General features: G+C 70.2%; 14 protein-coding genes and 1 rRNA gene. 8 read left to right on the top strand and 7 right to left on the bottom strand.

Annotation, left to right across the window (positions count from 1 at the left end):
- Positions 1-3 precede the first annotated feature (3 nt).
- From GTZ93_RS41780 to glpD, 3 genes are all read right to left on the bottom strand, one after another.
- Positions 4-717 (bottom strand): hypothetical protein, encoded by a 714-nt coding sequence (locus tag GTZ93_RS41780; protein ID WP_161663369.1) that lies wholly within the window; start codon positions 715-717, stop codon positions 4-6.
- 189 nt (positions 718-906) lie between these two features.
- Positions 907-2,718, bottom strand: coding sequence for a S8 family serine peptidase (locus tag GTZ93_RS41775; protein WP_139923772.1), 1,812 nt, complete (start codon positions 2,716-2,718; stop codon positions 907-909).
- 273 nt (positions 2,719-2,991) lie between these two features.
- Complete coding sequence (glpD, locus tag GTZ93_RS41770) at positions 2,992-4,692, bottom strand: glycerol-3-phosphate dehydrogenase (protein ID WP_161663368.1); 1,701 nt, start codon at positions 4,690-4,692, stop codon at positions 2,992-2,994.
- A gap of 208 nt (positions 4,693-4,900) precedes the next feature.
- Here glpD and GTZ93_RS41765 point away from each other — a divergent pair, with 208 nt between their 5' ends.
- From GTZ93_RS41765 to GTZ93_RS41750, 4 genes are all read left to right on the top strand, one after another.
- Entirely contained in the window at positions 4,901-5,311 is a 411-nt protein-coding gene (locus GTZ93_RS41765) for a hypothetical protein (protein ID WP_233597266.1), read from the top strand.
- A 148-nt stretch (positions 5,312-5,459) separates the two neighbouring features.
- Positions 5,460-7,607: a TonB-dependent receptor gene (locus GTZ93_RS41760; protein ID WP_139922868.1), complete on the top strand. Its 2,148-nt coding sequence runs from the start codon at positions 5,460-5,462 to the stop codon at positions 7,605-7,607.
- Positions 7,607-8,377, top strand: coding sequence for a hypothetical protein (locus GTZ93_RS41755; RefSeq protein WP_139922867.1), 771 nt, complete (start codon positions 7,607-7,609; stop codon positions 8,375-8,377). Before GTZ93_RS41760 ends, GTZ93_RS41755 begins: the two co-directional genes overlap by 1 nt.
- Positions 8,377-9,204, top strand: coding sequence for a hypothetical protein (locus GTZ93_RS41750; protein WP_139922865.1), 828 nt, complete (start codon positions 8,377-8,379; stop codon positions 9,202-9,204). Before GTZ93_RS41755 ends, GTZ93_RS41750 begins: the two co-directional genes overlap by 1 nt.
- 55 nt (positions 9,205-9,259) lie before the next feature.
- Here GTZ93_RS41750 and GTZ93_RS41745 read toward each other — a convergent pair whose 3' ends face one another.
- Entirely contained in the window at positions 9,260-9,451 is a 192-nt protein-coding gene (locus GTZ93_RS41745; protein WP_139922863.1) for a hypothetical protein, read from the bottom strand.
- 217 nt (positions 9,452-9,668) lie between these two features.
- On the opposite strand from GTZ93_RS41745, the gene GTZ93_RS41740 reads away from it, so the two are divergent.
- The 3 genes from GTZ93_RS41740 to GTZ93_RS41730 all read left to right on the top strand — a co-directional run bounded on the left by GTZ93_RS41740 (position 9,669) and on the right by GTZ93_RS41730 (position 11,508).
- On the top strand, positions 9,669-10,085 hold the full coding sequence (locus tag GTZ93_RS41740; RefSeq protein ID WP_139922861.1) for a hypothetical protein: 417 nt from the start codon (positions 9,669-9,671) through the stop codon (positions 10,083-10,085).
- Positions 10,086-10,185: 100 nt separating this feature from the next.
- Entirely contained in the window at positions 10,186-10,530 is a 345-nt protein-coding gene (locus GTZ93_RS41735) for a DUF7577 domain-containing protein (protein WP_139922859.1), read from the top strand.
- Between the two features lie 9 nt (positions 10,531-10,539).
- Positions 10,540-11,508 (top strand): tetratricopeptide repeat protein, encoded by a 969-nt coding sequence (locus GTZ93_RS41730; RefSeq protein ID WP_120579290.1) that lies wholly within the window; start codon positions 10,540-10,542, stop codon positions 11,506-11,508.
- Positions 11,509-11,511: 3 nt separating this feature from the next.
- Here GTZ93_RS41730 and GTZ93_RS41725 read toward each other — a convergent pair whose 3' ends face one another.
- Positions 11,512-11,811 carry a hypothetical protein gene (locus GTZ93_RS41725; RefSeq protein ID WP_139922857.1) on the bottom strand — a complete coding sequence of 100 codons (300 nt, stop codon included), beginning with the start codon at positions 11,809-11,811 and terminating at the stop codon, positions 11,512-11,514.
- Positions 11,812-11,842: 31 nt separating this feature from the next.
- Between GTZ93_RS41725 and GTZ93_RS41720 the strand changes: the two genes are divergently transcribed.
- Positions 11,843-12,043 carry a SlyX family protein gene (locus GTZ93_RS41720; protein WP_139922855.1) on the top strand — a complete coding sequence of 67 codons (201 nt, stop codon included), beginning with the start codon at positions 11,843-11,845 and terminating at the stop codon, positions 12,041-12,043.
- A 9-nt stretch (positions 12,044-12,052) separates the two neighbouring features.
- Here the strand turns inward: GTZ93_RS41720 and GTZ93_RS41715 are convergent, their stop codons facing one another.
- Complete coding sequence (locus tag GTZ93_RS41715) at positions 12,053-12,499, bottom strand: hypothetical protein (RefSeq protein WP_139922853.1); 447 nt, start codon at positions 12,497-12,499, stop codon at positions 12,053-12,055.
- 202 nt (positions 12,500-12,701) lie between these two features.
- Positions 12,702-12,767 (bottom strand): 5S ribosomal RNA (gene rrf / locus GTZ93_RS43495); the annotation flags it as partial.

Below are 12,767 nucleotides of genomic sequence, written 5' to 3'. Positions count from 1 at the left end.
GGGCTACCGGCGGCGTTGAGTCTCGGCGTCGCGTCGGGCCTCGGCGCCGGTCAGCACGGCGATCTCCCGCGTGTGGCTCCGGCCCACCAGGTTCACGGTGGCGCGCACACGCTCGCCCTCCTTGAGCTCCGTCACACCGATGTCCTCACCGTCGCGGACGACGCGCGTCTGGGTGCTGATCTCCAGCGGCAGGCGTGAGCCATCGTTGTCGATGACGACCACCGTGTCGGACACCGAGCGCACCTTTCCCCGGTAGATGGCGTCCACCACCGCGACGCCCTGCGAGGCGCCAGGAGCGGAGGGCTTCGCCGTGGAGGGAGCCCCCGTCCCCGTGTTGCCCGTCCCCCCCGTGCCCGAGTTCGTCTCCGGGCCCGGGTTGGGCGGAGTCGTCTGCCCCTCCGGGTTCGGCTCCGCGCTGGGGCTGTTCGGATCCGACCCAGCCCCGGTGCCCTGGGCGGGCGCGGCCCCAGGAGCCGTCCCAGCGGGGGCCTGCGTGTTCGTCCCGGAGCCGCCCGTCCCGGGCTGCTGTTGCGGCACGGGCGCCGGAGCTTGCGGCGTGGCCGCGGGAGTCCGCGGCGTGATGACTCGCGCACCCGCGGGAGCAGGGGTCTCCTCGGACGCCGCGTCATCCTCCATGCCGCCGGATGGAGTCCCGGCGCACATCAGCAGGCAGGCCAGCCCCGCGATCCCCAATCCCAGCCAGGTGTCTCGCCTCATGCGCCGCGTGCCTCCCTTCGTGGGAAGGTGCACGCGCACGCGGCGCGAACCACCCGCCCGGAGGACTTGCGGTCGCCTGCCCGCCCGGGCTGCCAACCCACGACCCGGCGCCTGCTCGGGAAAAGGAAACGCCCCCGGTCCCACGAAGGGACGCGGGGGCGTCAGGCCCACGGGCGCGAAGGCGCGCGGTTACGGCAGCGGGAGCGGGCCGCCGCCTTGGGGCAGCGTGCGCGCCAGCTCCACGGCCTTGGCCGCCTGCACCAGGCCATAACCGTACTTCTCGTCCTTGCCCGGCGTCGTCTTGTCGTCCTTCGCCGTCTTCTCCAGCACCGCGCGCACGTGCGCGGCGCTCAGGTCCGGCCGGGCGCTGAACACCAGCGCGGCGACGCCCGACACGTGCGGGGTGGCCATGGAGGTGCCCGACTCGCGCTGGTAGTCCAGGCCGGTGATGGACACCGTCACATCCTGGCCCAGCAGCTTCTTGAGGGACGCGCCGGCCGCCATGGACACCGACACCGTGGGCACCCAGTGCGAGTTCGAGGAGCCCAGCGTGAAGGTGCCCTCCGCGTCGTCCGCCACGTTGTTGCCGATGATGACCGCGCGGGCGCCGGCCTGGATGACGTTGCGCGCCTTCTCCTCGAAGAACAGGTCGCCGCGGTCCACGTACGCGACGAAGCCGTCGCAGGTGGCGGTCTCACCGCACGCCGCGCGGTCCGCGCCCAGGCCGCAGTTGACCAGCCGGCCCGTGTACGTGCCCTGCGCGGTGTACGTGAGCGGCGACGAGGTGACGGGCGCCGACGCCGCGGTCACCGAGGACAGCGACGCCGCCCCCAGCACCGTGGCGCTCAGCACGTTCACGCCGGGCCCCACCACGGACAGCTCCTGGCCGAACTGCGAGAAGGGCGCGTACTCGCCCTGCAGGTCCACCGCGCCCACCGCCATCACCGACGGCAGGTACGCGGCCGGATACGCGATGCCGCGCTTGCCGTCATTGCCGCTGGCCGCGACGGACAGCATGCCGTTGCCGTTCTCCCAGACCTTCTCGAACATGAGCTGCTCGGTCTCGGACGGATCCGGCGCGCCCAGCGACAGCGAGGCAATCCGCGCCCCTTGCGAATGGCACCAGTCCACCGCCGCGATGACGTCGTCCGTGCGGCCGCCGCCGTCCGTGTCCAGCACGCGCGCGACGAGCAGCGACGCGCCCGGCGCCACGCCCACCACGCCGTTCGGCTCCTCCCCGGGCGCCACGCGAGCGCCGGAGCCCGCGCCGAACTGCGCCAGGATGGTCGCGGACACGTGCGTGCCGTGGCCGCCGCCCACCTTCACCACGCCCTGGGACACGCTCTGGTCGGACGGGTCGTCATCGTCGTCGACGAAGTCCTTGCCCATGACGAACGCCGCCTTCAGCTCCGGGTGCTTGCTGTCCCAGCCGCTGTCGATGACGCACACCTTCACGCCCTCGCCCGTGGGCGCGCCGGGGTCGATGACGCCGTCGTTGTTCGCGTCCCACAGCTGAGGGACCTGGATCAGCTTCAGCCCTTCGGTGTACTCGCCCACCGACCCCTGCGTGCTGTACGCGCCCTGCCACGACGCCAGCGGCGGGGGCGTGGGCAGCCCCAGCGCGCGCACGCGGCGGTTGGGCGTCACGGAGAGCACGTCCGGGTGGAGCTTCAGCGCGGAGATGGCCTCCGGCGACAGCCGGGCGGACACCACGTTCATGTTCGGGATGCGGCGCTTCACCGTGCCGCCCTCGCGCTCCACGGCCGCCGCGATGTCCGCCGAAGCTGCCAGCGCGCTCGCGGACACCTTCGACTTGTAGGTGATGATGACGCCGTCCGGCGCCGTGTCCGTGCTCAGCGGGGAGACGCCCGGCTTCGGCAGCGACACCTCCGCGGTGCCAGGACACGCCTGGGGCAGGACATCGATGGGTTCGGGGTCGCTGCCACAGCCGCTCGCCACCAGTCCGGACAACCCGAGCCCAAGCCAAAGCCAACGCTTCATGGGGTGTATCTCCTTCGCCCGGCCAACGTGGATTACCGCGCCGTGACCTGCCGCCCCCGAAAAGGGGGCCGGGAAGAACGGGCCGACCCTGCTTCCCGTTCCCCAGACGATTTAAGCATGGACGCAGCACGACTGCTCGGGCGGCTGTCGTGCGCCCGACGGCCATCCGGTGCCAGTCCATCGTGAGGCGCTCAACGCTCGTGGGGAGCGCCTCGCTCGCGGCAGGACCTCCGGCCCGGCATGACGCACCGTGCCCGGCCACCTGGCAGGACGTCAGGCGTCGGAAGGATCCACGCCGAAGATGCGCTGGGCATCCACGGCATAGGCCGCCAGCTGACGCTCGGTCTCCGCGGTGTCCCAGCCCAGGAGAGGCGCCATCACCTCCGCAGCGCGGACAGCGGCGGCGCGGCCCTGGTCGCGCGTCTCGAACGCGACCTTGAGGCGGCGGATGAGCAGGTCCGCCAGCGTCTGGACCATCTCGTGGGACACGCCCCAGGCGGCCTCGGCGCGGCGGTAGGGCAGGCCCTCCACCAGCGGCTCGGCCAGCGCGGGCGACTCGCGAGTGAGCGCCCACACCGCGTGCCAGCGGCTGCCGTACGCGCGAACCAGGTGTTCGCCCGTGGCGGCATCCCCCACCTCCTGCTTCGCCGCCGCGAGCTCCGCGTCCAGCTTGAGGATGTCGCCGCCCGGCAGGGGCTGCTCGTGGGTGACGGGCTTCTTGTGCGGGCGGGACAGGTGGCGCTCCACGGCGTTGACCACATCGCGGGCCATGACCCGGAAGGTGGTGAGCTTGCCGCCGCTGATGGCCAGCACGCCGGACGGGCTCACGTCGATGGAGTGCTCGCGGCTGGCGCTGCCCGCGTCGCTGTTGCCGTGGTAGCCGCTCGCCGCGAGCGGGCGGATGCCGGCCCAGGCGCTGACCATGTCCTGACGGGTGAGGTTCGCCTCGGGGAAGAAGGCGTTGGCGGAGGAGAGCAGGTAGGCCACGTCCGCCTCGCTCGCGCGCACCTCGGCCGGATGGGCGCGGGTGGCGGTCTCCGTCGTGCCGATGAGGGTGAACGCATCCGCGGGCAGGATGAACATCACGCGGCCATCCACGGGCGACAGGAGCGTGAGCGCATCCCCGATGTTCAGCCGAGAGCGGGGCACCGCGATGTGCACGCCCTTGCTGCCGCGCACCGCGGGCCCCGTGCGCTCCTGCTGCGACGAATCCAGCCGGCGGATCTCATCGCTCCAGGGCCCGGTCGCGTTGACGACGGCGCGAGCGTGCACGGTGTGCTCCAGGCCGGTGAGGTGATCCACCACCACCGCGCCCTTCACCTTGCCGTCCTCCAGCACCAGCCGCTTCACGGAGGCGTGGTTGAGCACCACCGCGCCGGCCTCGCTCGCGCCCAGCGCGTTGGCCAGCGTGAGGCGAGCATCGTCGGTGGCCGCGTCGTAGTAGCGGGCCCCACCCTTGAGCCCCTCGGAGCGGATGCCGGGCTCGGCCTCCACCAACTGCTTGAGCGACAGGCGCTGATACGCCTTCACGTTCCGGAACAGGGACAGGGCGTCGTACAGCATCAGGCCCGCGTTGAGCTTCCAGCGCGGCACACGAGCCCCTTCGTAGACGGGCCAGATGAAGGCCAGCGGGCGCACCAGGTGAGGCGCCAGGTGGAGCAGGCGGCGCCGCTCGATGCTCGACTCGAAGACGAGCCCCAGGTGGCCATGCTCCAGGTAGCGCAGGCCACCGTGGATGAGGCGCGACGAGCGGCTGGACGTCCCGCTGGCGAAGTCCTCGCGCTCCACCAGGGCCACCTTCAGGCCCCGCAGCGCCGCGTCCCGAGCAGCACCCGCCCCCGTCACCCCGCCGCCAATGACGAGCAGGTCGAACGACTCACTCCCCAGCGCACGCAGACGGTCGGCGCGCGAGGGCGGGGCGGGAACCTCGGTAGAGGCAGGCAGGGAACGAAGAACGGCGGATTCGGAACGCACGTGACGAGTCTATGACGGGAAGTCTGTGGCCGCAGCGGATTCCGATGCAATGCGTCAAGCGGTCCACGGGGTCATGGGACTGGGCGGCAAGGAACTGTCTGGCAGCGGGCGGCGGAGGCCGCCTTGCGTGTCGTGGGGAGGACGGATAGGCAGGCAGCCGCCTCACCTCCCCCGTCCTGGACGCTCCGCCGCCGCACCCCGAACCGCCGTGTGGGATACCCGAGACCGACGAGACCTGGCGTTCCTGGGACTGTGGGTCCTGGTGTACGGGCTCGCGGTGGCGCCGGTGCTGCACGCGGTGGTGGGACACGGCGGAGGCCTGGGGCGCCACGAACACGGCGTCAGCACCCACGTCCACCGAACCCAGGCCGCATGTGACGCGACCCGGGCCGCGTGTCCGACGGAGTCCGAACAGGGCACGCCGGAAGGAGCGAAGCAGGGCCACGGCCACCAGCACCTGACAGGCTCGGTGGAGCACCTGCTGGCGGTGGCGGCGAGCTGGACGGTGTTCGTGCCGCCGAAGTTGCGCTGGGTGTCCTGGCGCGTGGAGCCGGAGCGAAGCCCGGAGTGGTCACCGGGTCAGCGGTTGCGGTCCGCGGCGATGCCGCAGGGCCCATAGCCCCCGTCGGACTTCCGGAAGGATGACTCGCGAGCATGCGGACCGTCTGGCCCAGGCCAGACACGGGCCTGCGTGAGCGTGTGTCCTCGAGCCCCGTCTGTCTTTCAACCCGCACGCTCCGGAACGCGTCCCGACGCGAGCCGGGGACGTGCCGTCGTCTCCTCGTGTCGTCCCCACCGTGACCATGTTGCTCATCGCGTTCGCCACGCTCTCGACGAGTCTTCCCTCGGCCGTGCCCGCCGCACAGGAAGAGCCGCGCCAGGAAGTCACCGGTCACGTGGAGACAGAAGCCACGCCGGAACACCAGCAACCCGAAACACAACAGCTCACGGAGGCCACCGGGAAGCAGCGGTCCACGGTGGTGCGAGGGGCACGTCCGGCCCAGAGCGCCGCCGAGGTCACCATCGGCCGGGACATCCTCGACACGGCACCGCGAATGAACGCGACGGACGTGCTCCGCGTGGTCCCGGGCCTGGTGGCCTCGCAACACAGCGGCGAGGGCAAGGCACAGCAGCTCTTCCTCCGAGGCTTCGACGCGCTCCACGGCCAGGACGTGGAGCTGAACGTCGGAGGCCTGCCGGTGAACGAGGTGAGCCACATCCACGCGCTCGGCTACGCGGACACCAACTTCATCATCCCGGAGCTCGTCCAATCGCTGGAGGTGACGGAGGGCTCCTACCGCGCGTTCCAGGGGGACTTCGCGGTGGCGGGAACGGTGCGCATGGACCTGGGCGCCCGCGAGAAGGGGGTGGAGTTCGCCGGCACGCTGGGCCAGTTCAACATGCGCCGGCTCGTCGTGACGGTGCGCCCGGGCGAAGACCCCGGAACCTTCGCGGCGGCGGAAATCGGAGAGAGCGACGGCTTCGGCCCCCAGCGAGGCTACGGCCGGGCCACCCTGCTCGCCCAGGCGAACATGGACCTGGGCCACGGCCTGAGCGCGCGAATCCTGGGAGGAAGCTACGTCACGCGTTTCGACTCCCCCGGAGTGGTGCGCGAGGACGACCTCGAAGCCGGGCGCCGCACCTTCTACTCCGGCTCCTTCGACCGTCAGGGAGGCACGGTCTCCAGGCACCAGCTGCTCATCGGCGTGGACCTCCCGCGCGAGGGCACCGCGCGCACGCGCCTGGAGGCCTTTGGAATCCTCTCGGACCTGCGCCTGCGCAACAACTTCACGGGCTACCGGGTGGACGACCGGGGCGACGGCCTGGAGCAGACCCACGACGGCTCCACCCTGGGCCTGCGAGCCGAGCACCGCCGCCAGGTCACGCTCTTCGACCGCCCCGTAGCGTTGGAGCTGGGCCTGGGAGGAAGGCGCGACGGCATCCACCAGACGCAACGCCGTTACCGCGAGACGGACGGCACCTTCTTCGCGGAAGAAGTGGACGCGAACATCACCCAGACGGACGTCTGGGGTTACGCCGAAGCCAGGCTCCCACTGGGCCGCTGGGCCTTCCGGCTGGGAGGCCGCGCGGACGCGCTGGGCGTGGAGGTCTTCGACACGCTCGCCTTCCGAGACCCGCGCTACTACGACGGACAGGGCTACTCGCGCAGCGCCTTCGGGGTGCACTGGGGCGCGAAGGCCGGCGTCGAATACGCGCTCACGGACACCTGGGCCCTCTTCGCCAGCTACGGAGACGGCTTCCGTTCCCCGCAGGCGCGAAGCCTCGCGGAAGGAGAGCAGGCGCCCTTCGTGAACGTGCACGGCGCGGAACTGGGCACGAGGAGGGATGGAGAACGTCTGTCCTTCCAGGCGAGCGTCTTCGGCTCGCAGGTAGCGGACGACTTCTTCTTCGAGCACACGGTGGGCACCACCGTCTTCACGGGAGAGACGCTGCGCACGGGCATCTCCGCGTCCCTGCAGGCGCGTCCGCTCGAAGGCGTCACGGCCGCGCTGAGCGCCACGGTGGCGAACGCGACGGTGACGAAGACAAACGCGAAGCTCCCCTACTTCGCGCCGCTGGTCGCTCGAGCGGACATCGGTTGGGAGAAGCCGCTACCCGGCATCGACTCCGTGCTGTCGCTAGGTACGGGCCTCACGCTCATCGGGCCCAGGCCCCTGCCCTACGACGAATACAGCCACACCGTGTTCCTCGCGGACGTGCAGGCAGCGCTGCGCCGGGGAGCGCTCGCGCTGCGGCTCGACGTGAAGAACCTGCTCAACACGCGCTGGCGCGACGGCGAGTTTGTCTACAGCTCGCGCTTCGACCCCACCACCCAGCCGAGCCTCGTTCCAGCCAGACATTTCACCGCGGGGGAACCACGCGTGGCCTCGCTCACCCTGGAGGTCCACCTGTGATGAACCCGATTCCCACCCCGCTCCAAGCGCTGGCGCTGACCGCGACCCTGATGAGCCTGGGCTGCGGCGGCAAGACCGAAGCGGAGCGCCGCACCTTCGCCGTGACGATGACGGCGACAGCGCCCACGGCCCACAACGAGTACGGCTGGACGGTGACGCCCGAAGCCGCACAGCTCTCCGTGGGCTCGGTGCGCTTCTTCGAGGGCCGCGTGCTGCTGTCGCAACGCCTGCCCCGCTTCGACTGGTACTCGCTCATCGGGGGCACCGCGCACGCGCACCCCGGCCACTACGTCCCGGGCGACGCGCTGGGCGAGGTGTTGAACACCCGGACCGTGGATCTGCTCGCGGGCGGCAACCTGGGTGACGCCAACGCCGTCACCGGTGCGTACGGCTCACTGGAGCTGACGCTCGCGACGCCCACGGCGGCTTCGGACGCACAGAACGTCCTCGGAGGCCACCAGGCCCACGTGCGAGGCACCGCGACCCACACGTCCGGAGCCACGGTGCGCTTCGACGCGACGGTGGATCTGCCCAAGGCCATCGAAGGCGTGCGCTTCGAGCGCGACCTCCAGCAAGAGGCCGGCTTCGTGCGCATCGCGGTGGATCTGGGGACTTGGATGGACCGCATCGACTTCGCCACCGCGTCGCTTCCTGACGCGGCTGGCGTTTCCACCTTCCCCGCCAACAGCCAGGCCCAGAACGGCCTGGTGCGCGGCGTGGAAGACACCAGCGCCTACGTCGTGACGTGGGTGGAAGGAGCAGTGCAGTGATGAAGAATTGGCTGATGGGTGTGTCGTGTCTGGGCCTGGTCGCCTGCTCGTCGGGTCAAGGCAACGTGACGTTCACCGCGTACGGGGAGGACTTCATCGAAAAGGAGATCCCCGCCAGCGCCTTCGAGGACGGCTGGACGGTGAAGTACACCAAGTTCCTCGTGAAGCTGAGCGAGGTGAAGGTCGCCAACCACGAGGGAGAGACCGCCGCCGAGCAGACGGCCGCGAAGGTCTACGACGTGCACCGTCCGGGCCCCGTGGACGTCGCGAAGTTCAGCGACCTGGCCGCCGAGGAATGGGATGAGGTGAGCTACGCCATCGCCCCCGTCACGAACGCCACCGCCGGTAATGCGGACGCGGAGGACGTGACGCGGATGAACACCGAAGGCTGGTCCGTCTACGTCGAGGGCACGGCCACCAAGGGTGCGGCGACCAAGAGCTTCCACTGGGGCTTCGCGACCAACACCCTCTACGAGCACTGCGAGAACGAGGACATCGGCAACGGCGTCACGGTGCCCAAGGGCAGCACGGAGACGGTGCAGCTCACCATCCACGGCGACCACTTGTTCTTCGACGACCTCCAGTCGCCGGACGCGAAGATGCGCTTCGACGCCATCGCCGCGGCGGACAGCACGGGCGTGGTCGGCCCGGATGGCGAAATCACCCTGGATGAGTTGGGCCTGGTGAACCTGACGACTCTGCCCTCGGACCAGTACGGCACGGGAGGCGCGGGCAGCGTGCGGACGCTGCGCGACTTCGTGACGGCGCTCGTGCGAACCGTGGGTCACTACCGCGGCGAAGGCGAGTGCTCGCCGCGCGTCCGCTAGGACAACGCCCCCGGAGGGGCCGGCCCAAACGCGCGGCCGGCCTCTCCCGTTTCACTCAGCGCTTCGAGGAATCGTCCCCGCCCGTCGTGCCGCCGCCGTGCGAGGGCATGTGGGACGGCGCGTTCGGAGGACGGTTCGGGTTCATCTGGTTGGAGCGGTTGTCCTGGGCGGACTTGTGCTCCGGGCGCTCGGGGTTCTTCGTGTTGGAGCGCTGATCATTCGGGCTCGGGGTCTTGTGCTTGCTCATCGTGCGGCGTCCTCCGTGTGTCCGGACATGGGCGCCCGGACGGAAGGCACGGTAGGGAGACGCCCCCGGGAAGCGCAGGGGCCCAGCGGGCGATGCTCAGTGTCCGGCACCGGTCGCTCGGCCTGTCCTCCCCGGCCTGGGAGCGCTCGTAAGGGTCTCCTCCGGATGCCGGGGAGGATGCGAATGCCTACTCCTTGACCCCGGGGAGGTGCGGCGCGTGAAGACCGTGACCTACGAGCGCAGTGGCCAGACGAACACCGGGGCGCAGGCGCTGCGAGTGGAAGGCCTCAAGCACCTGCGAGTCCTGGAGCAGGGCGAACCGGTGGTGGAGCGGGACCTGACGCCAGAGGAGATCCGTCGCCTGGCCCCGTTGCTGGAACCCCTGCAGCAGGAGCCCGAACCCGCCGCCCTCGCGCCCCAAGCAGGAAGCCCGGACCTCCTGGCGGTGACCCTGGCCTTCGAGGACGAGGAGACGCCCCGGTTGAGGCTCGCCACCGAGCGGCTGCCCGCGAAGGGAGGCGGGTATGATCGCCTGCTCGCGGAGCTGGACGCCCTGCTGTCGGCGGAGCTCCACGCGCGAGCCCCTCGCCACGCCCACGCCGTCCTCCCCCACCAGCTCCGTCACGATGAATGACGGAGGCCGTACGGTCCGTGAGGGCCGCGTCGCCCGGGGCACAGCAGGGGAGCAGCCGGGGCCGGTTGCCCTGGAGGCCCGGTTCTGACAGACAAGAAGCATGAAGCGCGTGCAGTTCTCCGTGCACCGCACGGTTGGAGAGGCACGGATGCTGGCGGGGGCCCTGGAATTGGCCGGGCTCTCGGTCGACATCCGCGGCGAGTCCCTGGTCCCGCTGAGCGGAGAGATTCCCAGCACCGAGGCCTGGGTGGAACTGTGGGTGTGGCCGCAGGAACTGGAAGCCGGGCGCCAGGTCCTCGCGGAGCTCCAGGCCAACCAGGAAGCCGCCAGCCGTTCTGTGACGTGTCCACGCTGTGGCGAGGAGAACCCCGCCAACTTCGAACTCTGCTGGAGCTGCGAGCTGGAACTGCCGTCGGGGCTGCGCCCACACCTCCGGGCCGTCTAGAAACGCCCCATGAGCGACCCAGCGAACGAACCGGAGGAGCGAAGCGGCCGACGCCGGAACCAGGGTCTCCGGGGCGTCATCTGGGTCTGCGGGGCGGCGCTCGCCATCCACGTCATTCCCCTGTTCCTGCCCCGCGACATGCCCGAGCAGGAACTGGCCATCGCGAGGGCCACGGAGAACGTGGAGGGCCGCCTGCGGTTCCTGGTGCCCCTGAAGCACAACGACAAGGCAACGGCGGCGGACCTGCGCGAGGCGGCCGAGCTCCTGCGAGAAGGAGCCCCCGCGGAAGCGCACGACCTGGCCCTGGAAGCCGAGCGGAGGGACCCGAACGCCCTGGAGACCCAACTCCTGCTCGCGCGCATCTGCGACAGGGAGCGGATGTCGCGCTGCGTGGACCAGTCGCTCGAAAAGGCGCGGAAGCTCGCGCCGGCGGACCCACGGCCGGAGCTGCTCCGGGCGGACCTGAGCGAGGCGAAGGGCGACGTCGGGGGAGCAACGGAGGCCCTGTCCCGAGCGTACAGCCACACTCCAGGCGATCCCCTCATCGGCATGCGCTACGGCCGGCTGCTCAGCCGGATGGGCAAGCCCGAGGACGCCCTGAAGGTCTTCACCTCCCTGGAGGGCAAGGTCCCCACGGCCCGGCTCCTGGTGGAACAGGGGCTGGTGCTGACCAAGAATGGCCGGAGCCGCGAAGCCGTGGGGCTGTTGCAGCAGGCAGTGCAGAAGGACCCGAAGCTCACGGAAGGCCACTTCCAGTTGGGCATCGCCTGGTTCGAGCTGGGGAACGAGACCGCCGCCGAGGAGGCCCTTCGTCAGGCGGACCGCCTGGACGTGTCCGACACGCGGGCGCTGGGCACCCTCTGCACCCTCCAGGTGAAGGCGGGGAAGCTCGAGGGAGCACGTCAGACGCGCACGGACCTGGAGCGGCGCTTCCCTCAGCGGATGGACGCCATCCGGGAGCAGTGCCGACTGCCGTGAAGTTCAGCGCGGCTCCTGCCCCCGAATCTGGCGCAGCATCCGCGCCGCAGCGATGACCGGCGAGTCCACGGACCCGTCGGCCCGTTCGGTGCGCACCACCGCCTGGAGGAAGGGGATTGCCTCTTCATCCCGACCCTGCTGGAAGAGCAACTCCCCCAGCGCGAACCGTGCCTGGGTGAGGAGGACCAGGTCCTCCGCCGCCACGGCCGCATCGATGGCATCACTCAGCGCGGACTCCGCCAGCTCGGGCTGTCCGCGTCCAAGCAGCTCGTGCGCGCGCTGCAGGTGTTCAAGGGTATTCATGGGGCACGGTCCCCAAGCGGAGAAGACGGCAATGGAAGACAAGCGCCTGGTCGAGCTGGAAATCCGCTACACGCAGCAGCAGGAGCTGCTGCAGGAGCTGAGCGACGTGCTCTACCAGCAGGGGCGCGTCATCGACGCGCTTCGAGTGGAGCTGGACCAGCTCAAGCGCAAGCTGGACGCCGAGCCGGGCCTGGTGGACGCCCGCCAACAGGAGCGGCCACCGCACTACTGAGCCAGGACCTCAGAACTTGTAGCCCAGCCGCAGGCCGATGATGGGATTCGGCTCGAGGTAGCCCACCTCGATGCCGATGCTCGCGGCCTTGCCCTGGAGGCCAAAGCCAAACGCAGCATGGGCCTTGAAGGTGTCGCCCTTGAAGAAGATCCACGGGCCAGCGAGACCCTCGATGTAGACGTTCCGGCCCACCGTCGCACGAAGCGAGATGTCCAACGGAACGCCGATGATGTTGCCGTCCGTGACGAGCACCGCGCCGAACCGGGCACCCACGAAGAGTGGACCCGCGACATGCCCTTCAACGCCCAGCGTGAAGTTGAACGCGGCGCTGGTGTCGACCCAATAGTCCGCGCCCACGCCCAGGCGGACGCCGGACTGCTGCGCCTTGGATTCCGCGGGCGCCAACAGGAACCCCAACGCGAACAGACCAGCGGCGTAGATTCGAAGTAGATGCATGCGAGAGGCTCCTGTCCAGAGAGGGGGGAAGGAGCGCCACTCAAGCAAAGCAGCCAGGGTCAGGCCAGCCTCAAAGCCAGGCGGCTGTACGTTCGCATCCCGTCGGATCAATCCACGAAGAAGCGTCCGCCGGAGCCCCGTGACACAAGCCCGCAAAGACAAAACCCCTGGCGCCTTGCGGCACCAGGGGTTTTCAAAAAGAATCCGGCAGCGACCTACTCTCCCACGCGGTTTCCCGCGGAGTACCATCGGCTCTGGAGGGCTTAAC

The organism is Corallococcus exiguus, assembly GCF_009909105.1.
GTDB lineage: Bacteria > Myxococcota > Myxococcia > Myxococcales > Myxococcaceae > Corallococcus > Corallococcus exiguus.
The sequence above is the reverse complement of the archived record's forward strand: the minus strand, read 5'-3'. Positions and strand labels throughout refer to the sequence as shown.